This is a genomic window from Pseudomonas migulae NBRC 103157 (assembly GCF_002091715.1).
Taxonomy (GTDB): Bacteria; Pseudomonadota; Gammaproteobacteria; order Pseudomonadales; family Pseudomonadaceae; genus Aquipseudomonas; species Aquipseudomonas migulae_A.
In genome coordinates this window covers 107,878-131,837 of record NZ_BDAG01000014.1, presented here as the reverse complement: position 1 = coordinate 131,837, position 23,960 = coordinate 107,878, and the positions used below count along the sequence as shown (strand labels likewise).

Below are 23,960 nucleotides of genomic sequence, written 5' to 3'. Positions count from 1 at the left end.
TTCTTGCATTACACTGGCCGCCGTATATTCCTTAACCAATTGATGAGATGACCGTGCTCAAAGCACTCAAGAAAATGTTCGGTAAAAGCGAGACTGAGCAGCTCGCGCCAGCCTCCAGCGCTCCGTCTCACAGCCCCAGCCACCGCACCGACGGTAATCAGCCTGGCCGGACCGACCCCATAGCGGCACCGAAACACGCGCCGAAGCCTGCACCGGCCACCCCCGCCGTCGAAGCCATTGCCGCTGAAGCGCCGCCCATCGAAGCCGCGAAACTTGCCAAACCGCGTCGCGAGCCCAAGCCAAAAGCGCCGGTCATCCCCTGGAAACTCGAAGATTTCGCCGTCGAACCCCAGGAAGGCAAAACCCGTTTTCACGATTTCAAACTCGCCCCGGAACTGATGCACGCCATCCAGGACCTCGGCTTCCCGTATTGCACGCCGATTCAGGCTCAAGTCCTTGGCTTCACCCTCGCGGGCAAAGATGCCATCGGTCGCGCCCAGACGGGCACCGGCAAAACCGCTGCATTCCTGATTTCGATCATCACCCAGTTGCTGCAAACCCCGCCGCCGAAAGAGCGCTACATGGGCGAGCCACGGGCGCTGATCATCGCGCCGACCCGCGAACTGGTGGTGCAGATCGCCAAGGACGCCGCCGACCTGACCAAGTACACCGGCCTCAATGTCATGACGTTTGTCGGCGGCATGGACTTCGACAAGCAGCTCAAGCATCTCGAAGCACGTCATTGCGACATCCTCGTCGCGACTCCGGGCCGCCTGCTCGACTTCAACCAGCGCGGCGACGTGCACCTGGACATGGTCGAAGTGATGGTCCTGGACGAAGCCGACCGCATGCTCGACATGGGCTTCATCCCGCAAGTGCGTCAGATCATTCGCCAGACACCGCCAAAGAACGAGCGCCAGACGCTGTTGTTCTCCGCGACGTTCACCGAAGACGTGATGAACCTCGCCAAGCAATGGACCACCGACCCGTCGATCGTCGAGATCGAGTCGCAGAACGTGGCCAGCGAAAACGTCGAGCAGCACATTTACGCGGTGGCCGGTGCCGACAAATACAAACTGCTCTACAACCTGGTCAACGACAACGGTTGGGAGCGGGTGATGGTCTTCGCCAACCGCAAGGATGAAGTGCGGCGCATCGAAGAGCGCCTGGTACGTGATGGCGTCAACGCCGCGCAACTGTCCGGCGATGTGCCGCAACACAAGCGCATCAAGACGCTTGAAGGCTTTCGCGAAGGCAAGATCCGCGTGCTGGTGGCCACCGATGTCGCCGGTCGCGGCATTCACATCGACGGCATCAGCCACGTGATCAACTTCACCCTGCCGGAAGTCCCGGACGATTACGTGCACCGTATCGGCCGTACCGGACGCGCTGGCGCCGATGGCGTGTCCATCAGTTTTGCCGGGGAAGACGACTCCTACCAGCTGCCGTCCATCGAGGCGCTGCTCGGTCGCAAGATCAGCTGTGAAACGCCACCGACGCATCTGTTGCGGGCGGTTGAGCGCAAGCGTCCGTAACAGCGGGTCGCAATAAAAGAGGCGCAGCCGGCAACGGACTGCGCTTTTTTTTCGCCCCCAAATCACTGTAGGAGCGAGCTTGCTCCTACAAAAGGTGCTTGCGAGAGACAACTAAAAGTCCATAATAGACAAATTAGTTTACTTCCAGCTCCCGGAGCCGCCCATGTCCAGCACGCCGTTTGTGATCACCCAACCCCAGGCCCGCGAATTGTTGGCGCAGGTCGACGTGCCGCAGATCCTGCGCAAGCTGTTCCGCGACCTGGCCGCCGGGCAGGCAGTGCAACCGGCGCAGCAACTGGTGGAATTTCCCAAGGGTGCCGGCGACTTCATCAACTACCTGGGCGTGCTGGCCGAAGACGGGGTTTACGGGGTCAAGACGTCGCCCTATATCGTGCGCGAACAAGGCCCGCTGGTGACTGCCTGGACCTTATTGATGTCGATGCAGACCGGTCAGCCGCTGTTGCTCTGCGATGCAGGCGAACTGACCACGGCGCGCACCGCCGCGACCACCGCCGTCGCTGTCGATGCCCTTGCCCCGTTGAACGCTCAACGCCTGGCGATCATCGGCAGTGGCAAAGTTGCCCTGGCGCACCTGCATTACGTCAAAGGTTTGCGCGACTGGCAAAGCATCCACCTTTTCTCGCCGAACCTGAGCGAACTCAGCCCTGAGGCCCTGGCCGAGATTAAGCGCCTCGATCCACGCCTGACCCTCGTCGACAGTCGTGAAGCGGCCGTCCATGACGCCGACGTCATCATGCTGTGCACTTCGTCCGCCGGCCCAGTGATCGACCCGACGAGCCTGAGCAAACCGGCGCTGATCACCTCCATCAGCACCAACGCACCACGCGCCCACGAAGTGCCGCCGCAGAGCCTCAATGACATGCAGGTGTTCTGCGACTACCGTCTGACCACTCCGGGATCGGCGGGCGAAATGCTGATTGCCGGCGAGCAACATGGCTGGGACAAGAGCGCGATTGTCGGGGACCTGCCGGACCTGATCAGCGAAAAAGTCCAGCGCCCTGATTACGACCGCCACGTGTTCTTCCGCTCCATCGGCCTGGGCCTGGAAGACATCGCGCTGGCCAATGCCATTTACCAACTACAGCACTAATCCCCCACCCTGTAGGAGCCGGCTTGCTGGCGATGCAGGCGCCGCGGTCTGTCAGACCAACTGCGGCGATGCCATCGCCAGCAAGCCGGCTCCTACAGGAGATCTATATTGCGGCTTACAGGAGACATTCATGAGCCAGGCAGATTTCATCATCATCGGCGGCGGGATTGCCGGCGCTTCCACCGGTTTCTGGCTGTCGCAGCACGCCCGGGTGATTGTGCTCGAACGCGAATCCCATCCGGCCTACCACTCCACCGGACGTTCGGCCGCGCTGTTCACTGCGGCTTATGGCACACCGCAAGTCCGGGCACTGACCCAGGCCAGCCGCGACTTCTTCGACGCCCCGCCCGCCGGTTTCTGCGAACACCCGCTGCTGACCCCACGTGGCGAGATGACCGTGGACTTCACCGGCGACCCGGTCGAACTGAACAATCAATACCTCAGCGCCAAAGCCACGGTGCCCGAGATGCAACTGCTCAGCGCCGACGAAGCCTGCGCACGCCTGCCGATCCTGCGCCGGGAAAAAGTCCACGGCGCGATCTACGACCCGACCGCCAGCGACATCGACACCGATGCCCTGCACCAGGGTTACCTGCGCGGCATCCGGCGCAACAAAGGTGAAGTGCACACCGACAGCGAAGTCCTGAGCCTGACCCGCGACGGCGAAGGTGTGTGGCAGGTGCGAACCAACGGCCAGACCTTCAGCGCCCCGGTCATCATCAACGCCGCCGGCGCCTGGGCCGACAAGATCGGCGAACTGGCCGGCGCCAGGCCGCTGGGCCTTCAGCCCAAGCGCCGTGCGGCGTTCATCTTCGCCGGGCCGGAAGGCGTGGACATCCACCATTGGCCGATGCTGGTCAGCCTCGACGAGTCGTTCTACATGAAGCCCGACGCCGGCATGTTCCTCGGCTCGCCGGCCAACGCCGACCCGGTGGAACCGCACGACGTGCAGCCCGAAGAACTGGACATCGCCATGGGCATCTACCAGATCGAAGAAGCCACCACCCTGACCATCCGCCGCCCGACCCGCACCTGGGCCGGCCTGCGCAGCTTCGTGGCCGATGGCGACTTGCTGTCCGGTTTCGATCTGCAGGTACCCGGCCTGTTCTGGGTGGCAGCGCAAGGCGGTTACGGCATCCAGACCTCGCCCGCCATGGGCCAGGCCAGCGCCGCACTGGTGCGCGGCGAACCCCTGCCCGAGCCACTCAAGCGCTTCGGCCTGGATGCCGGGATGCTCTCCCCCGCTCGCCTGGGTTGATCCGCTTCCTCAGGTGACGTGTCGACACGATTGCGGCAAACTTCCAGCGCCCTTTTTGCAGGGCGCTGACGCTGCCTGGAGCTCCACTGTATGAACGCACCTGTAAAAGACCCGGCCCTGGACAACTTCCGCGCGATTGCCGATGCAATCGCCACGTTGTTCTTTCCCCACGCCGAGGTGGTGCTGCACGATCTGCGCACACAGAAAGTCGATTACATCGCCAATAACCTGTCGAAACGGGAAGTCGGTGACGACTCCGCGCTGGAAGACATGCTCAGCGATGACATCAGCGAACGGAACATCGGCCCGTACGAAAAACTCAATTGGGATGGTCAGAAGATTCGCAGCCTGAGCAGCGTGCTGCGCGACAGCAACGGTCATCCACTGGCCGTGCTGTGCATCAATCTGAATATTTCGCTGTTCGAAAATGCCAAGGCAGCGCTGGATCTGTTCCTGTCACCGAGCAAGTTGATCCCGCAACCGGATTCACTGTTTCGCGATGACTGGCAGGAGAGAATCAACACCTTCCTCCACGGCTGGCTGCGCGAACGTCAGCTGAGCCTGAACCTGCTGACCCGCGACCACAAACGCGAACTGGTGCTGGCCCTGCACGCCGAAGGCGCCTTCAAAGGCAAAAGCGCCTCCAACTATGTGGCGAACGTGCTGAACATGGGACGGGCGACGGTGTACAAGCATTTGAAGGAATTGAAGGGCTAAAAAACGCCCCTTGGATTGCTTGCGAAACACGCCCCTGCAGGAGCCGGCTTGCTGGCGATGGCGCCCCTCAAGGCTTGCGGAGATTGCGCGGACGCCTTCGCAGGCAAGCCTTGCTCCTACGGGTATTGTGTATTTATTCCAGCGCCGATGCCGGGCCGAAGAACTCGTAACGGCTTTGCTTCTCCGGTACACCCAAGGCTTTCAGGTGACGCTTCACCGCTGCCATGAAGCCTTTAGGCCCCAGGAAATACGCATCCAGATCGCGCTGCTGCGGCAGCCACTCGCCCAGTTGCTCCTGACTCAACAACCCGACCTTGTCCGCTGCCGGGCTGACGCCATCATCTTCGTCGTAGCAATAGAAGCGCTTGAGTTGCGGGTGACGCTCGGCCAATCCATCAATCCAGTCGCGGAAGGCGTGGACGCTGCCGTTGCGTGCGCAGTGGATAAAATGCACCGGCCGCTTGGTTGTCAGCGCCGCTTCAAGCATGGCCAGTGTCGGGGTGATGCCGACGCCGCCGCTGATCAGCACCAACGGTTTGTCGCTATCGGTCAGGGTGAATTCGCCCGATGGCGGGAACAGCTGAATGCTGGCGCCGACGTGCAGTTGATCATGCAGATGGTTCGAGGCGCGGCCACCGTTTTCACGCTTGACGCTGATGCGGTACTGACCTTTGTTCGCCAGGGCTGACAGCGAATAGTTACGACGAATCTCTTCGCCATCGAGGATCAGTTTCATGCCGATGTACTGGCCGGGTTCGGCGGCGAGGATTGGCCCTTTGTCCGCCGGCTCGAAGTAGAACGAGGTGATTTCCGCACTCTCTTCAACCTTGGCCGCGACGATGAATTCCCGCGCACCGCGCCAGCCGCCCGGCGCCTGTTCTTTCTGGTCATAGATGCTGGTTTCAGCGCCGATCAGGATCTCGGCCAATTGACCGTAAGCCGCGCCCCAGGCACTCATCACTTCCGGCGTGGCAATCTCGTCACCCAACACTTCGGAAATCGCACGCAGCAGGCAGGTGCCGACAATCGGGTAGTGTTCCGGGAGGATTTGCAGGGCCACGTGCTTGTTGATGATCTTGGCCACCAGGTCGCCCAACTGGTCGAGCTGATCGATGTGGCGCGCATACATCAACACGCCGTTGGCCAGGGCGCGGGGTTGATCACCGCTGGCCTGGTGGGCCTGGTTGAACAGCGGGCGGACCTCCGGGTATTCGGAGAGCATCATGCGGTAAAAATGCGTGATCAATGCTTCGCCACCGCTTTCCAGCAACGGCACAGTGGATTTGACGATTGCACGGTCTTGAACGCTAAGCATAAGGTGACTCCTGAGCTACTTGGTTTTCTAACTGATTGCCCTATCCTTATCAGTTTCCGTGCCAGCTATTTAATCGTTAAAAATCAATATCTTACAAACAATCTAGTCATAACGACACAGTCTGACTTATAGTCATCTCGACTACATGGAGTCACTATGACTGCAAAATCCCTGCTTACCACGTTGCTGCCTCTGGTCTCGGACCTGTCCCGCGAACTCCCCGAGGGCGAGCGCTATCGGCGCCTGCTCGAAGCCATGCGCGCCCTGCTCCCCTGCGATGCTGCCGCGTTGCTGCGCCTCGATGGCGACTGGCTGGTGCCACTGGCCGTCGACGGCTTGAGCACCGACACCCTCGGCCGGCGTTTCAAGGTCAGCGAACACCCGCGCTTCAAAGCGCTGCTCAGCAGCCCCGGCCCGACGCGGTTTGCCGCCGACAGCGACCTGCCCGACCCTTACGACGGGTTGGTCGATGGTCTTCATGAACATCTGGAAGTTCACGACTGCATGGGCTGCCCGCTGTTTATCGACGAGCGCCCGTGGGGTTTGCTGACCCTCGATGCGCTCGACCCGGAGCGTTTCGAACCGATCGAACTGGACGCCCTGCAAGCCTTCGCCAGCCTCGCCGCCGCCACGGTCAATGCCGCCGAGCGCATCGAACGGCTGGCCAATCGTGTCGAGGACGAACATCAGCGTGCCGAGCTTTACCGTCAGGCCAGCGGACAGCAGAACCGCGAGATGATCGGCCAGAGCAAGGCCCACAAACGGCTGGTGGAAGAAATCAGCCTGGTCGGCGGCAGCGACCTGACCGTGTTGATCACAGGGGAAACCGGGGTCGGCAAGGAGCTGGTGGCCCAGGCGATTCACGCCGCCTCGCCGCGGGCCGACAAACCGATCATCAGCCTCAACTGCGCCGCGCTGCCGGACACGCTGGTGGAAAGCGAACTGTTCGGCCACGTGCGCGGCGCCTTTACCGGGGCGACCAGCGACCGCCGAGGCAAGTTCGAACTGGCCAATGGCGGCACGCTGTTTCTCGATGAAGTCGGCGAACTTTCGCTGACCGTGCAGGCCAAGTTACTGCGTGTGCTGCAAAGCGGTCAGCTGCAGCGGCTGGGTTCGGACAAGGAACATCAGGTCGACGTGCGACTCATCGCCGCGACCAATCGCGACCTCGCCGAAGAAGTGCGCAGCGGCCGTTACCGTGCCGATTTCTATCACCGTTTAAGCGTTTACCCGCTGCTGGTGCCGGCCCTGCGGGATCGCGGGCGGGACGTGCTGCTGCTCAGCGGTTTCTTCCTGGAGCAGAACCGCTCGCGCATGGGCCTCAACAGCCTGCGCCTGAACAGTGACGCCCAGGCCGCATTGCTCGCCTATGACTGGCCGGGTAATGTGCGAGAACTGGAGCATTTGATCGGTCGTAGCGCGTTGAAAGCCTTGGGGCACTGCAAGGAACGGCCGAAGATTCTCAGTTTGAGTGCGGCGGATCTGGAGTTGCCCATTGGCGGCGCTGAAGTCGTGGCTGAGCCCGCCGCTGCCGCTGCACCGGCGCTGGTGACCGGGGATTTGCGTGAAGCGACTGAAAGTTACCAACGGCAATTGATCGGCGCATGCCTGGAACGGCACCACAATAACTGGGCGAGCGCGGCGCGAGAGCTAGGCCTGGACAGGGCGAATCTCGGGCGGATGGCCAAAAGACTGGGCATGAAATAAACGCTTTTGTGTAGGAGCCGGCTTGCTGGCGATAGCATCGCCGAGGTCCGTCAGACAAACCGAGGCGATGCCATCGCCAGCAAGCCGGCTCCTACAGGTCGGGAGAGCATTTCGCTGTACATCGGCATTTAGCCTAAAGCCTGCCCCCAACAAGTCGATAACTTGGCATCGATAGCTTTTGGCGACTTTCCATTCGCCCATCACCTTTTTCTACAGAAGGTTTTTATGTCCTCCACCAAAGCCCGCGCAGACTCACTTTCGCTTCTGCTGTTTACCTTGCGCAGTGGCAAGCTGATGGCGATCAACCTGCTCAAAGTCAGTGAAATCATTCCCTGCCCGCCGCTGACCAAGCTGCCCGAGTCGCACCCCCACGTCAAAGGCATCGCCACCCTGCGCGGCGCGTCGTTGTCGGTGATCGACCTCAGCCGCGCCATTGGCGAGCGGCCACTGGAAGACCCGAACGGCGGCTGCCTGATCGTCACTGACGTCAGCCGTTCCAAGCAGGGCCTGCACGTTCAGGCCGTGAGCAAAATCGTCCATTGCCTGACTACCGACATCCGTCCGCCGCCCTTCGGCTCTGGCGGCGTGCGCTCGTACATCACCGGTGTGACCTCGGTCGAGGGTACGCTGGTGCAAGTGCTGGACATCGAAAAAGTCATCCACGGCATCGCTCCCGCACAGATCGAAATGGCCCCGACCGAACTGAGCATGGAAGACGCCGAAGTGCTGGGCAACGCGCGCATCCTGGTGGTCGACGACAGTCAGGTGGCCTTGCAGCAGTCGGTGCACACCCTGCGCAACCTCGGCCTGCAATGCCACACCGCCCGCAGCGCCAAGGAAGCCATCGACTGCCTGCTGGACCTGCAAGGCACGGCCCAGCAAATCAACCTGATCGTCTCGGACATCGAAATGTCCGAGATGGACGGCTACGCCTTCACCCGCACCTTGCGCGAAACCCCGGACTTCTCGCACCTGTATGTGCTGCTGCACACCTCGCTGGACAGCGCGATGAACAGCGAAAAGGCACGTCTTGCCGGCGCCAACGCAGTGTTGACCAAGTTCTCCTCGCCGGAGCTGACCAAGTGCCTGATCGAAGCGGCCAAGGCGGTCGCCGAACAGGGCCATTGAGTGTGACCGAGGCCTTTTGTTTTCTGATGCGGCGCAACCTGGCTGAAGTTGCGCCCGCCATCACCTGGCCTCAGGGAATCGTCCTGCACGATTACCGCCCCGAACTGGCAGAAGCCGTTCATCGCCTGATGGAACTGGGTTACCTGGAAGGTGGCGGTCGCGTGCCGGCGCTGGATACCTGGCAACAGCGATTCGAGACCGATCCCGAGTACGATCCTTCACTGTGTTTCATCGCTCTGGATGCCGACGGCATTGTTGGTGTGTGCCAGTGCTGGACCAGCGCCTACATCAAGAATCTGGTGGTGCACCCGCGCACCCAGGGTCGGGGGCTGGGTCGGGCATTGCTGTTGCATGCATTCAACGTGTTTCAGCAGCGTCATGAAGGGTTTGTGGATTTGAAGGTGCTGGAAGACAACGTTCGGGCGCAGCGGTTGTATGAAAGTTGCGGGATGTATGTGGTCCGCCGGGAGCCGGTTCCGGCCTGACACACCGCCAGCTCCCACATTCGATCTTTGCGTACAACGAAATCCACTGTGGGAGCGGGCTTGCTCGCGAAGGGGCCGACACATTCAAACTAAAACCCTCAGGCATACTCCAAACCCCGGCCAACCCAACGCCCAAGGATGCCTGAACAATGAAAGCCACTACCCTCACCGTCCTCTGCCTCACTGCCCTCGCCACTCAAGCCCAAGCCTCCACCCCTGAAGCCTGGGCCACCTTCGACAAAACCATGCTCGCCAGTTGCATCAAAGCCAGCGGCCTGCAAGACGCCTCGCCCGTCGGCAAAGCCGCACAGTTCGACGACCGTGTCGACTACACCGCCGTGCTCCTGCAAGGCCGCTACCCGCAAAAACACATGAAAGGCCAGCAAGGCACCGAGCTGTGCCTCTACAACAAAAAAAGCAAAACCGCCTATGTGACCGAATGGGACTCCATCCGCGTACCCGCCAAATCCAAGTGAATGGCGCATAACTTGCTTCGAAGCAGACCTTTGCGGTGACATTCTGTCGCCGTTTCGGACTTAGACAGGCGACTGATCCTTCGATGAATACAGCGTTTTCCTGCGTAGGTTGTGGCAAATGCTGCAATGACCACCACGTGCCCCTGACCCTGACAGAAGCCCGGATGTGGGCGGCCGACGGCGGTCAGGTGATCGTGCTGGTGGAAGGTTTCCTGGGCAATGGCCTGGGGCTGCCGGTGCAGCAACGCGAACATACCGAACGCCGTTCGGTGGAGGTTCGAAGCGGCGCCTCCGAAGCGTTCGTGGCAATCACGTTCGCGGCCTACAACGTCGGTCCCTGCCGGAATCTTGACGAAGACAACCTCTGCCGCATCTACGAACGCCGGCCGCTGGTGTGCCGTATCTATCCGATGGAAATCAATCCGCACATCCCCCTCAACCCGTCGATCAAGGAATGCCCGCCCGAGTCGTGGGAGAAAGGACCGGACTTGATCGTTGGCGGTGAACTGGTCGATCAGGAACTCGCAGGACTTATCCAGCGCTCCCGTCAGGCAGATCGCGATGACATCCGCGCCAAGGATGCGATTTGCGCGTTGCTGGGCATTCGGACTACAGCGCTCAAGGGGGATGGATTCACCGCGTACCTGCCGGACATGAGCGCATTTGCCACGGTCATCGACCACGTGGCGCAACAACCGCTGACGAACGCGAGCAGTGACTGGCAGTTCCACGTGTCCGGCGACGACATCGCCGGGCAAGTGTTGGCGGCCGGCGCAGAAGTGACCACTGAAACACCGCTCAACTACGCGTTCATTTCGTTACGCGCGGCTTAACGGCGCTCTCGCCAGAACTCCTGCGCCAACTGCCGTAAATCCCCCGCCAGCCCCGCCACGTCTTCGGAGTTGGCCTGGCTTTGCCGGCCTTCGCTCACCGTGACTTCGCAGGAGGAGCGAATGCGACTGATGTTGCGGTTGATGTCTTCGCTGACGGTGCTCTGCTCTTCCACCGCCGAGGCGATTTGCAGACTCATTTCGGTAATCTGATTGACCCGCCGACTGATCGCGTCCAGCGCATCGGCGGCGCGCCGGGCCTGTTCGACGCTGTTTTCCACCCGCTCACTGCTTTGCTGCATCACCACCACGGCGTCCCGCGTGCCGTTTTGCAGGGTGCTGATCATGCGCTGAATCTCGTTGGTCGATTGCTGGGTGCGTTGCGCCAGGCCCCGCACTTCGTCAGCCACCACCGCAAAACCGCGCCCGGCATCCCCGGCGCGCGCCGCCTCGATGGCCGCGTTGAGGGCCAGCAGATTGGTTTGCTCGGCAATGCTGCGAATCACTTCCAGCACCCCGGTGATCTCGCTGCTGTGCCCTTCCAGCTGATGAATCACCTCGGTGGCGTGCGCCAATTCCTCGGCCAGACGCAAGACGGCGTGGCGACTCTCACTCACCAGTTGATGACCTTCGCGGGTTTCGCTGCCGGCCAGATCGGCCGCCTGCGAGGCTTGCTGCGCATGGCTGGCAACCTGAGCCACGCTGGCGGACATCTGATGAATCGCCGCCGCCACCTGATCGGTTTCAGCCTGCTGATCCAGCGTGCTGCCGTGACTGCTTTGCAAGTGCTCGACCAGTTCTGCCGCATGCCCGGCCAGACGCTGCGATGCGTCACCGATGCGCCCCACCACTGCGCCGATCTGCGCTTCGAGCATTTGAAAGGCAAACTCGATCTGACCGAACTGATCCCGGCGGCCGGTGTAAATGCCCTGGCTCAACGGGTTGTCGGCAATCTGTCGGGCGCGCTCGGTAAGCGCTGTCAGCGGGCGCAACATCAGCCCGGTTCCAACCGCCGCCAACCCGCTGCCCACGACAAACGCCAGCAGCCCGAACACGGCTGATGACGGGTTGAGCCACACCTCGACGCCCACCACACAGGCCAGCGTCACACTGAACAGCGCCACCACTTTGAGTCCCGGTGCGAGCATGGGCAGGCGTTGCAACAGTGGCACCCGACCGTCGCGAAGGTTTGCGTAAGCTATTTCCGCCGCTTCGATCTGCCGCGCCGAAGGCCGGGTCCGGACCGACTGATACTCCACGGCCTGACCGTTCTGCGTCACCGGCGTGGCATAGGCGCTCACCCAATAGTGATCGCCATTCTTGCAGCGATTTTTCACCAGCCCCATCCAGGAGCGGCCACTTTTGAGGGTCTGCCACATATGCGCGAATGCCGCTGCCGGCATGTCCGGGTGACGCAGCAGGTTGTGCGTCGAACCCAGCAACTCCTCACGGCTGTAGCCGCTGATCCTGATGAAGTCGTCGTTGGCGTAAGTAATCGCGCTGGTCAGATCAGTGGTCGAGAGGATGTTCGCATCAGCCGCAACGTCGACATTACGGCCGGTCACCGGGAGGTTGATCTTCATGGAAAGCGCGCTCGTTGTAGGGAAAGAGTCGGCAGGGCTGCTGACTCTAAGCGCACTGATTCCACAAACGTTGATCTGGCTCAGGATATGAGCACTTAGCCATCATCGCGATTGAAAACCGCGCGGATGGCCAATGGCGAGGGTTGGAAACTCAGCGCTTGCCCATCGAACGACGGGTGCCGGGCGGCGCTGCACCGGGGGTCTTGGTGTGGCCGTTCTTGGCGCCGTTCTTGTACCACGGCTGGCTGGCGGTTTTCGCGGCGGCCAGTTCACCCGGTTTGAACGGGAACTTGAATGCCGGGATCGCGGCTTTGGTTTCGCTGTCTGCGCTGGAGTCGACGCTGTCTGGCAGGTCTGCCTGGTCGTCGCTCAAGGCGTCGGCAACCGGCGGTTGTGTCGGGGAAGTCATGAAAGCTCCGGGTGATGCAATAGAGTCGGGCCCGGTCAGTGAGCCGCGAAAGGCGGCAGTATACCTGTGTCGGGGGCGGCAGGCTTCACACGGTGAGTGAGTCTGTCGGGTTTTGTATTGGCAAGTAGGCCGCCATCGCCAGCAAGCCGGCTCAACACAGGATTGGCGTTCAGCACGACCCATTGTAGGAGCCGGCTTGCTGGCGATGAGGCCAGAACAGACAACACAAACCCCAAACTGACAGCGCCGTCAGTTAGCAGTCACCTTCCTGACCGGCGAACAGGTTTATAAAGGGAGGTATAACCCTGACCAAACTCCGTCCACCCAGCCCTGGCGCCTCACTCGCATGCGAATTCAGAAAAGACCCGCCTCGATCGCCGCCCTTCTGATTGTCCTGGCAGCGTTGGGCGTGTGGTATGCCACCAGACCCGTGACGGCCAAACTCGCCGCGCCTACGGCGATTCCGGTCCGGGTGGTGAACGTCGCCGAAAAAGACGTGCCGCGCTATGTCAGTGGCATCGGCTCGGTGCTGTCTTTGCACAGTGTGGTGGTGCGTCCGCAGATCGACGGCATCCTCACCAGAATCCTGGTCAAGGAGGGCCAACGGGTCAGCAAAGGTGACCTGCTCGCCACCATTGATGACCGCTCGATCCGGGCCAGCCTCGACCAGGCCCGCGCACAACTCGGCGAAAGCCAGGCGCAGCTGCAAGTGGCGCTGGTGAACCTCAAGCGCTACAAATTGCTGAGTGTGGACGACGGCGTGTCCAAGCAGACTTACGACCAGCAACAAGCGCTGGTCAATCAGCTCAAGGCCACTGCCCAGGGCAATCAGGCTTCGATTGATGCTGCGCAAGTGCAGCTTTCCTACACGCAGATTCGCTCCCCGGTCAGCGGTCGCGTCGGTATTCGCACAGTGGACGAAGGCAACTTCCTGCGTATGACCGACGCCCAAGGCTTGTTCACGGTGACCCAGATCGATCCGATCGCCGTGGAGTTTTCCCTGCCGCAGCAAATGCTGCCGACCCTGCAAGGCCTGATCAACGATCCGGAGCACGCTCAGGTGAAGGCCTACATCGGTGCCGACACCGACGGCGAAACCGGCAACCTGCTGGGCGAGGGTCACCTGACCCTGATCGATAACCAGATCAACGCCAACACCGGGACCATCCGCGCCAAGGCCGAATTCAACAACCCCGGGCAGAAACTCTGGCCGGGCCTGCTGGTGACGGTAAAGATTCAGACAGCATTGGATAAGAATGCGCTGGTGGTGCCGCCCACGGTCGTACAACGCGGGCTCGATCAACACTTCGTGTACCGGGTCAAAGGCAACAAGGTTGAAACCGTCCAGGTACAGATGGTCCATCAAGGCAGTGGCCAGGACATCATCAAAGGCGTAAATCCGGGCGACGTGCTGGTCAGCGACGGCCAATCGAGGCTCAAACCCGGCTCGACCGTGCAGGTACTGACCGAGCCACCGCAAGTGGTCCAGTCGGAGTCGAAGCCATGAAGGGCCACGGCTCGGTGTCGGCGTGGTGCATCGATCATCCCGTGGCGACGATCCTGCTGACGTTTGCCTTGGTGTTGCTCGGCGTTATCGCCTTCCCACGCCTGCCGATTGCACCGCTGCCGGAAGCCGAATTCCCGACCATCCAGGTCGCCGCACAACTCCCCGGCGCCAGCCCGGAAACCATGGCGTCGTCGGTGGCCACGCCGCTTGAAGTGCAATTCAGCGCCATCCCCGGCGTGACCCAGATGACCTCGAGCAGCGCCCTCGGCTCGACCAACCTGACCCTGCAATTCACCCTCGACAAAAGCATCGACACTGCCGCGCAGGAAGTGCAGGCCGCGATCAACACCGCCGCCGGCAAACTGCCCAAGGACATGCCGAACCTGCCAACGTGGCGCAAGGTCAACCCGGCCGATAGCCCGGTGCTGATTCTCAGCGTCAACTCAAGCCTGATGCCCGGTCCGGAACTCAGCGATCTGGTGGAAACCCTGCTGTCCCGCCAGATCAGTCAGATCGACGGTGTAGGCCAGATCGCCATCACCGGTCAGCAACGTCCGGCCATCCGGGTCCAGGCCTCGGCGGATAAACTCGCCGCCATCGGCCTGACGCTGGCGGACATTCGCCTGGCCATTCAGCAGACCAGTCTCAACCTGGCAAAAGGCGCGTTGTACGGCGAGTCGAGCATCTCGACCCTGTCGACCAACGATCAGTTGTTCCACCCCGACGAATACGGCCAACTCATCGTTTCCTACAAGGACGGTGCACCGGTTCACCTGAAGGATGTGGCCAAAGTCGTCAATGGCTCAGAAGACGCCTACGTCCAGGCCTGGGCAGACGGACAGCCAGGGGTCAACCTGGTGATCTTCCGGCAACCCGGGGCCAATATCGTCGAGACCGTCGACCGGATTCAGGCCGCCCTGCCGACACTGGAAGCCATGTTGCCGGCTTCGGTGCAGGTCAAGGTGCTGATCGACCGAACCCAGACCATCCGCGCCTCGCTGCATGAAGTGGAAATCACCCTGCTGATTGCAATCGCACTGGTGGTCGCGGTGATGGCCCTGTTCCTGCGACAACTGTCGGCGACCTTGATCGTCACCGCGGTGCTCGGTGTGTCGTTGGTCGCCAGTTTCGCCCTGATGTTCATCATGGGCTTCAGCCTGAACAACCTGACGCTGGTAGCGATCGTGGTGGCCGTGGGGTTTGTGGTCGACGATGCGATTGTGGTGGTGGAGAACATTCACCGTCACCTGGAGGCCGGTGACGGCATGCGCGAAGCGGCGATCAAGGGCGCCGGCGAGATTGGTTTCACCGTGGTCTCGATCAGTTTCTCACTGGTGGCGGCGTTCATCCCGTTGCTGTTCATGGGCGGCGTGGTCGGACGGCTGTTCAAGGAGTTCGCCCTGACCGCGACGTCGACCATCATGATTTCAGTGGTGGTGTCGCTGACCCTGGCGCCGACGCTTGCGGCGCTGTTCATGCGCGCCCCGGTGCATCACGCCCACAGCAAACCCACGTTCGGCGAACGCTTGCTGGCGTGGTACGAAAAAGGCCTGCGTCGCGCCCTCGCCCATCAGAAATTGATGATCGGTGTGTTTGGGTTGTCCCTCGGTCTGGTCATTGCCGGTTACATCTTCATTCCGAAAGGTTTCTTCCCGGTCCAGGACACCGGTTTTGTCCTCGGCACCACCGAAGCGGCCGCCGATATTTCCTACCCCGACATGGTGAAAAAACACCTGGCGATGGCGGAAATCGTCGCGGCAGATCCGGCAGTCGCAGCGTTTTCCCACTCCGTCGGTGTTTCGGGCAGCAACCAGACCATCGCCAACGGCCGCTTCTGGATCTCCCTGAAAAAACGCGGTGACCGCGACGTGTCGGCCAGTCAGTTCATCGACCGGATTCGTCCGCAACTGATGGCAGTGCCGGGCATCGTGCTCTATCTGCGCGCCGGTCAGGACATCAACCTCAGCTCCGGCCCGAGCCGCGCGCAATACCAATACGTGCTCAAGAGCAACGACGGCGCTACCCTCAGCACCTGGACCCAGCGCCTGACGGAAAAACTGCGCGCCAACCCGGCGTTCCGCGACATTTCCAACGACCTGCAATTGGGCGGCAGCATTACGCACATCAGCATCGACCGCAGCGCCGCCGCGCGTTTCGGCCTGACCGCCAGCGATGTCGACGAAGCGCTGTATGACGCGTTCGGTCAGCGGCAGATCAACGAATTCCAGACCCAGATTAATCAGTACAACGTGATTCTGGAGCTGGACACCCAGCAACGCGGCAAGGCCGAAAGCCTCAACTATTTTTACCTGCGCTCCCCCCTGAGCGGGGAAATGGTGCCGCTGTCGGCACTGGCGAAGTTCGATGCGCCAACGGTCGGCCCGTTGTCCATCGCCCACGACGGCATGTTCCCGGCCGCCAACCTGTCGTTCAACCTGGCCCCCGGTGTGGCGTTGGGCGATGCGGTGATCATGCTCAATCAGGCAAAGGCTGAAATCGGCATGCCGGCGGCCATAAGCGGCAACTTCCAGGGTGCGGCCCAGGCGTTCCAGAGTTCGCTGGCCAGCCAGCCGTGGCTGATTCTGGCGGCGCTGGTGGCGGTGTACATCATTCTCGGCGTGCTCTATGAGAGCTTCGTGCATCCGCTGACCATCATTTCGACGCTGCCATCGGCGGGGCTCGGGGCGGTGATCATGCTGTGGATTTGCGGCCAGGACTTTTCGATCATGGCGCTGATCGGGCTGGTGCTGCTGATCGGGATCGTGAAGAAAAACGGCATCCTGATGATCGACTTCGCCCTCGAAGCCCAGCGCAAAGGTGGCCTGCCACCGGAAGAAGCGATTTACCAGGCCTGTATCACCCGATTCCGGCCGATCATCATGACCACCCTCGCCGCCCTGCTCGGCGCACTGCCACTGATGCTCGGCTACGGCACCGGCGCCGAGTTGCGCCAGCCATTGGGGATTGCAGTGGTCGGCGGCTTGCTGGTGAGCCAGGCGCTGACGCTGTTCACTACTCCGGTCATATACTTGTGGCTTGAGCGGCTTTTCCATCGGCCCAAACCTTCGCCCATGCCGGCGTTGGCGACCACAGACTGAGGCGGGGTCATGCGCGTTCTGATTATCGAAGACGAAGAAAAAACCGCGGATTATCTGCACCGCGGCCTGACGGAACAGGGTTACACCGTGGACCTGGCGCGGGACGGTGTTGAAGGCCTGCACCTGGCGCTGGAAAGCGACTACGCGGTGATCGTCCTCGACGTGATGTTGCCGGGCCTCGACGGCTTCGGCGTACTGCGCGCCTTGCGTGCGCGCAAACAAACCCCGGTGATCATGCTCACTGCCCGCGAGCGTGTCGAAGACCGGATCAAAGGCCTGCGCGATGGCGCCGACGATTACCTCGGCAAACCGTTTTCCTTCCTTGAACTGGTGGCGCGCCTGCAAGCGTTGACCCGTCGTAGCGGCGGCCATGAACCGGTGCAAGTAAGCATCGCCGACCTGTGGATAGATTTGATCAGCCGCAAGGCGACCCGCGCCGGTACGCGACTGGACCTGACCGCCAAGGAGTTCTCGCTGCTCAGCGTGCTGGCGCGCCGGCAAGGTGAAATCCTCTCGAAAACGGCGATTGCGGAAATGGTCTGGGACATCAATTTCGACAGTGACGCCAACGTCGTCGAAGTCGCGATCAAACGCCTGCGCGCCAAGCTCGACGGGCCGTTCGACGAGAAACTGCTGCACACGATCCGAGGCATGGGTTATGTGCTGGAGAGCCGCGGTGTCCAGTAATTCGATTGCGCTGCGCCTCAGTGGGATGTTCACGCTGGTGGCGCTGCTGGTGTTTTTGTTGATCGGCTGGGCGCTGTATCAACAGGTCGACAAGGGCCTGGGCTTGCTGCCCGAAGCCGAACTGGATGCGCGTTACAGCGTGCTCGAATCCACCGTCGGCCGTTACGGCACGCCGGAGCATTGGGTGAAGATCGACAACAAGCTCAAGTTACTGGGCGAAGAAGACAAGCGCATCAGCTTCTGGATCATCAGCGGCGATCCGCACTATGAATACGGCAACCTGACGCCGCAGATCCGCGCCTTCGCTCAAGGGCCGCTGGGCATGCGCGACTTGCAGTTGCCGGACCAGCCTTACCCGCTGAAAGTGCTGGTCAGCCAGTTTCCGGCCAAGGATCAGCGACCGCCGTTGCGCTTCATGATCGGCATCGACACCGAGACGTTTTTCCAGACCCAGCATCATCTGCTGATTGCCCTGATCAGCCTGGCGATTGTCGGTGTGCTGCTGGCCTCGGCACTCGGTTACTGGGTGGCGCGGATTGGCCTCAAGCCGTTGATCAAGTTGTCTAAGGAAGCCCAGCGACTGGCGCCGCCATTGCGTTCCGGGCGCTTGCGTCTGTCGTCGCTGCCACCGGAACTCAATCAGTTCGTCAACTCGTTCAACTCCACGCTGGAGCGGGTCGAGCAGGCTTACTCGCGGCTTGAGTCGTTCAACGCCGATGTCGCCCACGAATTGCGCTCGCCGCTGACCAACCTGATCGGCCAGACTCAAGTGGCGCTGACGCGTGGGCGCTCGGCCGAGCATTACTTCGAAGTGCTGCAGTCGAACCTCGAAGAGCTGGAGCGGCTGCGTTCGATCATCAACGACATGCTGTTCCTCGCCAGCGCGGATCAGGGCAGCAAGGCGACCAAACTGACGTCCACCTCGCTGGCTGACGAAGTGGCGACGACGCTGGAGTATCTGGATTTCATTCTTGAAGATGCGCAGGTTCAAGTGCAGGTCAGTGGTGATGCGCAGGTGCGGATCGAGATTGCGCATCTGCGTCGGGCGCTGATCAATTTGCTCAGCAACGCGGTGCAACACACCGAGCCCGGTCAGGTGATCCAGGTGCGGATCGAGGTCGAGGAGCATCAGGTCAGCATCGGCGTCGCCAACCCCGGCTCGCCGATTGCCAGCGAGCATTTGCCGCGATTGTTCGAGCGTTTTTATCGGGTCGATGCGTCACGCAGCAACAGTGGCAACAACCACGGCCTGGGGTTGGCGATCGTCAAGGCGATTGCGCTGATGCATGGCGGCGACGTGTTTGTGCGCAGTGACCACGGCATGAATACCTTCGGCATCCACCTCCCGGTCTGATCTTTCGCAAATCTGTAGGAGCCGGCTTGCTGGCGATCGGTCTTAAGTTCTGCGATGTTTTTGAAGACGCCATCGCCAGCAAGCCGGCTCCTACAGGTAGCGATCTTTGCTTATCCCGCAACAGTCCTTTCTTGAATTGGCTCTGTTTCCCGCCCGCCAAGATCCTTATCTTTGCGCCACCAAACAGCACTTGCCAAGCAAGAAGGTTTTAAAGATGTCCAACACTATGGGTATTGCCAGCGCTTTCGTTTTGTCTTCCTTGTTCCTCTCCCCGTTCGCCGTCGCTGAAGAGTCGCAGACCTTCGTCGCGCACAATGCCGCGCGCGCCGCAGCGTATGAAGAGCAACACAGCGAAATGACGGCCAAGGCTCAGGACGCTGCGCAAACCCCTCAAACATCGACCATTCAGGCCCAGCCACGGGTCGAGAAAGATAGCTGATCGCAAAATACCGCTCTGTTTCCCTCGACACTTTCCATCGGCTCTTCCCTTTGAAAAGTTGTCTTCAAAGCCGCTGCTATCAGCGGCTTTTTTTCGTTGCGGGTTAAACACCGTCCGGTTCGTCTTCACTAACAAGAAACATTTTGCACTTCAAGCCTGTGAAGTGCCTGGTTGACCCAAGGAGCTTTACCGCAAGTGCATTTTCCTCTCCGCTTCAGCCCGCTGTTCATTGCAATCGCTGCAACGATGCCCCCCGCCGCCGACGCCGCCGACGAATCCAGCCATGAAGGTTTTGTGGAAGGTTCGAGCCTCAACCTCAATGCCCGTAACTACTACATGAACCGCAACCGTCTGCAGCAGGCGGACGACAACGTCGAATGGGGCCAGGGTTTCCTGGGCATCTTTGAATCGGGTTTCACCCAGGGCACCGTCGGATTCGGCGTTGATGCCCACGCCATGCTCGGGCTCAAGCTCGACGGTGGTGGTGGTACGGATGGCTCGAGCATCCTGCCGATCGGTGATGGCAATGGTAAAGCGCCGGGGTCGTTCTCGACGGCGGGCGGCACGCTGAAAATGCGCGCCTTTGATACCGAACTGAAAGCCGGCGACCTGTTCCTCGCCAATCCGGTAATTGCCGGCGGCGAGACTCGCATGCTGCCGCAGACCTTTCGTGGCGTCAGTGTGACCAACCACAGCTTCGACGGCTTCCTGATCGAAGGTGGCCAAGCGAGCTTCACCAAGCCGTACAACCAGAGCGGTCACACCCGCATCGGCACCTCCTATGGCAGCCTGGCAGACGGTGACGACAGTCAGCACCTGAACTGGGCCGGCGTGGCCTGGAGCGGTTTACCGGGTCTGACCAGCAGCCTGTACGCATCCGAACTCAAGGACATCTGGAACCAGTACTACTACGACCTGGATTACACCTACGCGCTGAACGACCTGGTCAGCCTCAACCCAGGCCTGCACTTCTATCACACGCAAGACACCGGCGATGCGTTGTTGGGCAACATCGACAACAACACCTACAGCCTGCATTTCACCGTCGGCGTGGGCAATCACAGCGTTACCGCGGCGTATCAGCGGGTCAACGGCAACACGCCGTTCGACTACATCAGCCAGGGCGATAGCGTCTTCCTCGACAACTCCCAGCAGTATTCGGACTTCAACGGCCCGAACGAGCGCTCGTTGAAACTCAAGTACGCCTACGACTATGCCAGCCTCGGCCTGTCCGGCCTGACCTCGGCGCTGTCCTACTCCCGGGGCGAACTGAACCTGACCAAAGCCGATCCAGACAGCCGCGGCTACGCCTCGTGGTACAGCGCCGACGGCAAAAATGCCACGCACTGGGAACGTGACATCGATCTGAAGTACGTGGTTCAGGGCGGCAAGGCCAAGGATCTGTCGGTACGCTTGCAATGGGCCACCAACCGTGGCGGCAAAGGCTACGGCGCGCTGGATCAAGACACCGACGAATACCGGGTGATCGTCGACTACCCGCTGAATGTCTTCTAAGCTTCACTAAGCAAAAGGCCAGCATGTTTTGCTGGCCTTTTTTTTATCCGGCATTTATACAAGCCCTCTGGACGCGACCGGTTTCTGGGACTCTGCCCGATTTTTGTAAGAAAATTTTCATAACGCCTTATTTGCAGAAGTCAGAACCATGAGTGTGAGCAGTGTGAAAACTCAAGATCCGATCGGCTCGACACGATCGGAGCAACTTCTGATTCTCGGCAGTGTGATATTGGTGATTGCGATACTCAGCATCGTGACTTTCCTGTTGATCCGTGAGCGCGCGAGCGCCGAATTGTCCGCCGCTCGCGCCGCCAAAAACATCGTGCAATTGATCGACGCCGACGTGCTGCGCAATGTCGAACTCTATGATATTTCCCTGCTGGGTTTGATCGCGGCCTCCCAGCGAGAAGATCTCAAGAGCGTATCTCCAGCCATTCGCCATATGGCCTATTTCGACCGCGCCACTGTCGCGCCGTACAAGGGCAACATTTTGTTGCTCGACAATAAGGGCGACGTGATCGCCGACTCGGCTTCGGTGGAGCCCAGGCAAGGCAACTACGCCGATCGCGAATACTTTCAGTCTCACGTGAACAACCCGGACCCGGGCATGTTCATCAGCCCCCCCTTTAGAGGCAGGTCGCCCGAACAGGATTGGCGTATCAGTTTCAGTCGACGCCTGAGCGGCCCCCACGGTGAGTTTCTGGGGGTGGCCGAAGCCGCCATGCGCTTGAGTTACTTCGATCAGTTGTTCAACAGTTTGAGCATCGGCCGCGATAGCTCGGTCAATCTGATCAGCAAGAACGGGATTCTCCTGGCCCAGCAACCACGCCTGGCCGAAGAGCTTATCGGCAAGGATTTCAGTAATCGCCCCAATTTCCAACGCATCGTCAAAGAAGGCAACGGCAGCTTCACCAGCATGTCCGACCGATACCGTGACAAGCGTCTGTACACCTTTTCCAAGGTCGGAAATTTGCCGTTGATCGTCATCGTTGCGCTGTCCAGTGATGAAGTTTTTGCGGCCTGGAAGCGCACGGCAGTGGTGGTCAGCTCTGCAACCTTAGCCTTGTGCGCGAGCCTGCTGTGGCTGACGTGGTTGCTACGCCGCGAATTGCGCCGGCGTCACAACGCCGAACACGAACTGGCGCAACTGGCCGCCACCGATGCGTTGACGGGGCTGGCCAACCGCCGAACGCTGGATCAGACCCTGCGCCATGAGTGGTTTCGCGCCCAACGGTCGGGTAAACCGCTGTCGGTGCTGATGATCGATGCCGATCACTTCAAGGCGTTCAATGATCAACATGGCCATCAGGCCGGCGACGATGCGCTACGCGCACTGGCCAAGGTGATCGCCGAGAACGTAAGGCGGCCGGCGGATCTGGTCGCCCGGTACGGAGGAGAGGAGTTTTCGGTGATCCTGGCCGAAACGGACAGCGCAGGGGCGCAGCAGATTGCCGAACACATCCGCGTTGCCGTGGAGCAGCTGCCGTTTGTGGCGGGCGTTGAATCGCCGGTTACTGTCAGTATCGGCATCAGCACCTGGACCTCGGCCTCGACCTCGACCACCGATGGCAGCCTTGAGCAGTTGCTGTTTGCGGCGGACAAGGCGCTGTATCAGGCGAAAGAAGGTGGACGGAATCGGGTGGTGGCTGCGCGGTGAGATTTTCGCTGTAGCTGCAGGCCCTATCGCCAGCAAGCCGGCTCCTACACGTCATTCGGCGATCCCCCCTGTAGGAGCCGGCTTGCTGGCGATGACGTCAGAACAAACACCGCATGACTTTCCGGCAGGCATAAAAAAAGGCCACCCGAAGGCAGCCTTTAAAAACTAGAGAGGTTTTTTACTTACACCGCCGCAACCGGACGCATGTAAGAGATCGGTGCAGTGCTGGCGTCTTCGAAAGTCACGACTTCCCAAGCATCTGTCTGCTCAATCAACTTGCGCAGCAGCTGGTTGTTCAATGCATGTCCGGACTTGAAGCCCTTGAACTCACCAATCAGGCTATTGCCCAGCAGGTAGAGGTCACCAATTGCATCGAGGATCTTGTGCTTCACGAATTCGTCTTCATAGCGAAGGCCGTCTTCGTTCAGTACACCATCCGCGTCGACCACAATAGCGTTTTCAACGCTGCCGCCGAGTGCGAGGTTGTGCTTGCGCAGGTACTCGATGTCACTCATGAAACCAAAGGTACGGGCGCGGCTGACTTCTTTTACGAACGAAGTGCTGGAAAAGTCCACGCTTGCACTTTGTGTGCGATTACGGAAAACCGGGTGATCGAAATCGATCTCGAAACTCACCTTGAAACCTTCGAAAGGGACGAAAGTGGCGCGCTTGTCGCCGTCTTCCACTGTCACTTCCCGCAGAATCCGGATGAACTTCTTCGGTGCGTCCTGTTCTTCCAGGCCGGCCGATTGAATCAGGAATACGAAAGGTCCAGCGCTACCATCCATGATCGGGACTTCGGACGCGGAGAGCTCGACGTAGGCGTTATCGATGCCCAGGCCAGCCATGGCCGAGAGCAAGTGCTCCACCGTATCCACTTTGGTGTCACCACTGACCAGCGTGGTCGACATCGTGGTTTCACCAACGTTTTCCGCGCGGGCAGGAATCTGCACCACAGGGTCGAGATCGGCACGACAAAACACAATGCCGGTGTCGATAGGTGCGGGCTTGAGGGTCAGGTATACCTTCTCCCCGGAGTGCAGGCCTACACCTGTGGCACGGATAATATTTTTCAGTGTGCGTTGTTTAATCATGGCTTGGGCCGCTTCAGCGCAAATTGCGAACTGGTATCAACAAAGGCTGGCGATG

20 protein-coding genes and 1 pseudogene are annotated in these 23,960 nt (G+C 60.5%); 16 read left to right on the top strand and 5 right to left on the bottom strand.

Annotated features, from left to right (window positions below; translation table 11 throughout):
* Positions 1–47 precede the first annotated feature (47 nt).
* The 4 genes from rhlB (at position 48) to PMI01S_RS13410 (ending at position 4,621) form a co-directional block, all read left to right on the top strand.
* Positions 48–1,535: an ATP-dependent RNA helicase RhlB gene (gene rhlB / locus PMI01S_RS13425; protein ID WP_084320496.1), complete on the top strand. Its 1,488-nt coding sequence runs from the start codon at positions 48–50 to the stop codon at positions 1,533–1,535.
* Between the two features lie 163 nt (positions 1,536–1,698).
* Positions 1,699–2,646, top strand: a complete 948-nt coding sequence (locus PMI01S_RS13420) for an ornithine cyclodeaminase family protein (protein WP_084320495.1) — start codon at positions 1,699–1,701, stop codon at positions 2,644–2,646.
* A 130-nt stretch (positions 2,647–2,776) separates the two neighbouring features.
* Positions 2,777–3,904: an NAD(P)/FAD-dependent oxidoreductase gene (locus PMI01S_RS13415; protein WP_084320494.1), complete on the top strand. Its 1,128-nt coding sequence runs from the start codon at positions 2,777–2,779 to the stop codon at positions 3,902–3,904.
* A gap of 90 nt (positions 3,905–3,994) precedes the next feature.
* Complete coding sequence (locus tag PMI01S_RS13410) at positions 3,995–4,621, top strand: helix-turn-helix transcriptional regulator (RefSeq protein ID WP_084320493.1); 627 nt, start codon at positions 3,995–3,997, stop codon at positions 4,619–4,621.
* A gap of 133 nt (positions 4,622–4,754) precedes the next feature.
* Here the strand turns inward: PMI01S_RS13410 and hmpA are convergent, their stop codons facing one another.
* On the bottom strand, positions 4,755–5,936 hold the full coding sequence (gene hmpA, locus PMI01S_RS13405) for an NO-inducible flavohemoprotein (protein ID WP_084320492.1): 1,182 nt from the start codon (positions 5,934–5,936) through the stop codon (positions 4,755–4,757).
* 156 nt (positions 5,937–6,092) lie between these two features.
* On the opposite strand from hmpA, the gene norR reads away from it, so the two are divergent.
* The 5 genes from norR to PMI01S_RS13380 all read left to right on the top strand — a co-directional run bounded on the left by norR (position 6,093) and on the right by PMI01S_RS13380 (position 10,565).
* Positions 6,093–7,643, top strand: a complete 1,551-nt coding sequence (gene norR, locus PMI01S_RS13400; protein ID WP_084320491.1) for a nitric oxide reductase transcriptional regulator NorR — start codon at positions 6,093–6,095, stop codon at positions 7,641–7,643.
* Between the two features lie 225 nt (positions 7,644–7,868).
* On the top strand, positions 7,869–8,771 hold the full coding sequence (locus PMI01S_RS13395) for a chemotaxis protein CheV (RefSeq protein ID WP_084320490.1): 903 nt from the start codon (positions 7,869–7,871) through the stop codon (positions 8,769–8,771).
* Between the two features lie 26 nt (positions 8,772–8,797).
* Positions 8,798–9,256 carry a GNAT family N-acetyltransferase gene (locus tag PMI01S_RS13390; protein ID WP_084320504.1) on the top strand — a complete coding sequence of 153 codons (459 nt, stop codon included), beginning with the start codon at positions 8,798–8,800 and terminating at the stop codon, positions 9,254–9,256.
* A gap of 149 nt (positions 9,257–9,405) precedes the next feature.
* Positions 9,406–9,732 carry a hypothetical protein gene (locus PMI01S_RS13385; protein ID WP_084320489.1) on the top strand — a complete coding sequence of 109 codons (327 nt, stop codon included), beginning with the start codon at positions 9,406–9,408 and terminating at the stop codon, positions 9,730–9,732.
* 83 nt (positions 9,733–9,815) lie between these two features.
* Positions 9,816–10,565, top strand: coding sequence for a YkgJ family cysteine cluster protein (locus PMI01S_RS13380; RefSeq protein WP_084320488.1), 750 nt, complete (start codon positions 9,816–9,818; stop codon positions 10,563–10,565).
* Here PMI01S_RS13380 and PMI01S_RS13375 read toward each other — a convergent pair.
* From PMI01S_RS13375 to PMI01S_RS13370, 3 genes and pseudogenes are all read right to left on the bottom strand, one after another.
* Positions 10,562–11,617, bottom strand: a complete 1,056-nt coding sequence (locus PMI01S_RS13375) for a methyl-accepting chemotaxis protein (protein WP_371850921.1) — start codon at positions 11,615–11,617, stop codon at positions 10,562–10,564. The genes PMI01S_RS13380 and PMI01S_RS13375 overlap by 4 nt on opposite strands.
* 246 nt (positions 11,618–11,863) lie before the next feature.
* Positions 11,864–12,145 (bottom strand): annotated as a pseudogene (locus PMI01S_RS32415) (PAS domain-containing protein); the annotation flags it as partial.
* A 151-nt stretch (positions 12,146–12,296) separates the two neighbouring features.
* A complete protein-coding gene (locus tag PMI01S_RS13370) occupies positions 12,297–12,554 on the bottom strand; it encodes a hypothetical protein (protein WP_008026610.1) in 258 nt (85 codons plus the stop codon).
* A gap of 346 nt (positions 12,555–12,900) precedes the next feature.
* On the opposite strand from PMI01S_RS13370, the gene PMI01S_RS13365 reads away from it, so the two are divergent.
* The 7 genes from PMI01S_RS13365 to PMI01S_RS13335 all read left to right on the top strand — a co-directional run bounded on the left by PMI01S_RS13365 (position 12,901) and on the right by PMI01S_RS13335 (position 22,811).
* Positions 12,901–14,061: an efflux RND transporter periplasmic adaptor subunit gene (locus tag PMI01S_RS13365; RefSeq protein ID WP_084320486.1), complete on the top strand. Its 1,161-nt coding sequence runs from the start codon at positions 12,901–12,903 to the stop codon at positions 14,059–14,061.
* Positions 14,058–17,159 carry a multidrug efflux RND transporter permease subunit gene (locus PMI01S_RS13360; RefSeq protein WP_084320485.1) on the top strand — a complete coding sequence of 1,034 codons (3,102 nt, stop codon included), beginning with the start codon at positions 14,058–14,060 and terminating at the stop codon, positions 17,157–17,159. The genes PMI01S_RS13365 and PMI01S_RS13360 overlap by 4 nt, the downstream gene beginning before the upstream one ends.
* 9 nt (positions 17,160–17,168) lie before the next feature.
* Positions 17,169–17,846 (top strand): heavy metal response regulator transcription factor, encoded by a 678-nt coding sequence (locus PMI01S_RS13355; protein WP_007916978.1) that lies wholly within the window; start codon positions 17,169–17,171, stop codon positions 17,844–17,846.
* The gene (locus PMI01S_RS13350; protein WP_084320484.1) at positions 17,836–19,200 is read left to right on the top strand and encodes a heavy metal sensor histidine kinase; all 1,365 of its coding nucleotides are present in this window, start codon (positions 17,836–17,838) and stop codon (positions 19,198–19,200) included. The genes PMI01S_RS13355 and PMI01S_RS13350 overlap by 11 nt, the downstream gene beginning before the upstream one ends.
* Before the next feature lie 214 nt (positions 19,201–19,414).
* Positions 19,415–19,639 (top strand): hypothetical protein, encoded by a 225-nt coding sequence (locus tag PMI01S_RS13345; RefSeq protein ID WP_084320503.1) that lies wholly within the window; start codon positions 19,415–19,417, stop codon positions 19,637–19,639.
* A 246-nt stretch (positions 19,640–19,885) separates the two neighbouring features.
* Positions 19,886–21,154: an OprD family porin gene (locus tag PMI01S_RS13340; RefSeq protein ID WP_371850920.1), complete on the top strand. Its 1,269-nt coding sequence runs from the start codon at positions 19,886–19,888 to the stop codon at positions 21,152–21,154.
* A 148-nt stretch (positions 21,155–21,302) separates the two neighbouring features.
* Positions 21,303–22,811 (top strand): sensor domain-containing diguanylate cyclase, encoded by a 1,509-nt coding sequence (locus PMI01S_RS13335; RefSeq protein WP_084320482.1) that lies wholly within the window; start codon positions 21,303–21,305, stop codon positions 22,809–22,811.
* A 182-nt stretch (positions 22,812–22,993) separates the two neighbouring features.
* On the opposite strand, the gene lpxC is transcribed toward PMI01S_RS13335, so the two are convergent.
* Positions 22,994–23,905 carry a UDP-3-O-acyl-N-acetylglucosamine deacetylase gene (lpxC, locus tag PMI01S_RS13330; protein WP_017340679.1) on the bottom strand — a complete coding sequence of 304 codons (912 nt, stop codon included), beginning with the start codon at positions 23,903–23,905 and terminating at the stop codon, positions 22,994–22,996.
* Positions 23,906–23,960: the final 55 nt, after the last annotated feature.

Excerpts from the sequence above, each read along its gene's own strand:
- rhlB (WP_084320496.1), top strand. The coding sequence starts at position 48 with ATGACCGTGCTCAAAGCACTCAAGAAAATGTTCGGTAAAAGCGAGACT.
- PMI01S_RS13420 (WP_084320495.1), top strand. The coding sequence starts at position 1,699 with ATGTCCAGCACGCCGTTTGTGATCACCCAACCCCAGGCCCGCGAATTG.
- PMI01S_RS13415 (WP_084320494.1), top strand. The coding sequence starts at position 2,777 with ATGAGCCAGGCAGATTTCATCATCATCGGCGGCGGGATTGCCGGCGCT.
- PMI01S_RS13410 (WP_084320493.1), top strand. The coding sequence starts at position 3,995 with ATGAACGCACCTGTAAAAGACCCGGCCCTGGACAACTTCCGCGCGATT.
- hmpA (WP_084320492.1), bottom strand. The coding sequence starts at position 5,936 with ATGCTTAGCGTTCAAGACCGTGCAATCGTCAAATCCACTGTGCCGTTG.
- norR (WP_084320491.1), top strand. The coding sequence starts at position 6,093 with ATGACTGCAAAATCCCTGCTTACCACGTTGCTGCCTCTGGTCTCGGAC.
- PMI01S_RS13395 (WP_084320490.1), top strand. The coding sequence starts at position 7,869 with ATGTCCTCCACCAAAGCCCGCGCAGACTCACTTTCGCTTCTGCTGTTT.
- PMI01S_RS13390 (WP_084320504.1), top strand. The coding sequence starts at position 8,798 with ATGCGGCGCAACCTGGCTGAAGTTGCGCCCGCCATCACCTGGCCTCAG.
- PMI01S_RS13385 (WP_084320489.1), top strand. The coding sequence starts at position 9,406 with ATGAAAGCCACTACCCTCACCGTCCTCTGCCTCACTGCCCTCGCCACT.
- PMI01S_RS13380 (WP_084320488.1), top strand. The coding sequence starts at position 9,816 with ATGAATACAGCGTTTTCCTGCGTAGGTTGTGGCAAATGCTGCAATGAC.
- PMI01S_RS13370 (WP_008026610.1), bottom strand. The coding sequence starts at position 12,554 with ATGACTTCCCCGACACAACCGCCGGTTGCCGACGCCTTGAGCGACGAC.
- PMI01S_RS13365 (WP_084320486.1), top strand. The coding sequence starts at position 12,901 with ATGCGAATTCAGAAAAGACCCGCCTCGATCGCCGCCCTTCTGATTGTC.
- PMI01S_RS13360 (WP_084320485.1), top strand. The coding sequence starts at position 14,058 with ATGAAGGGCCACGGCTCGGTGTCGGCGTGGTGCATCGATCATCCCGTG.
- PMI01S_RS13355 (WP_007916978.1), top strand. The coding sequence starts at position 17,169 with ATGCGCGTTCTGATTATCGAAGACGAAGAAAAAACCGCGGATTATCTG.
- PMI01S_RS13345 (WP_084320503.1), top strand. The coding sequence starts at position 19,415 with ATGTCCAACACTATGGGTATTGCCAGCGCTTTCGTTTTGTCTTCCTTG.
- PMI01S_RS13340 (WP_371850920.1), top strand. The coding sequence starts at position 19,886 with ATGCCCCCCGCCGCCGACGCCGCCGACGAATCCAGCCATGAAGGTTTT.
- PMI01S_RS13335 (WP_084320482.1), top strand. The coding sequence starts at position 21,303 with ATGAGTGTGAGCAGTGTGAAAACTCAAGATCCGATCGGCTCGACACGA.
- lpxC (WP_017340679.1), bottom strand. The coding sequence starts at position 23,905 with ATGATTAAACAACGCACACTGAAAAATATTATCCGTGCCACAGGTGTA.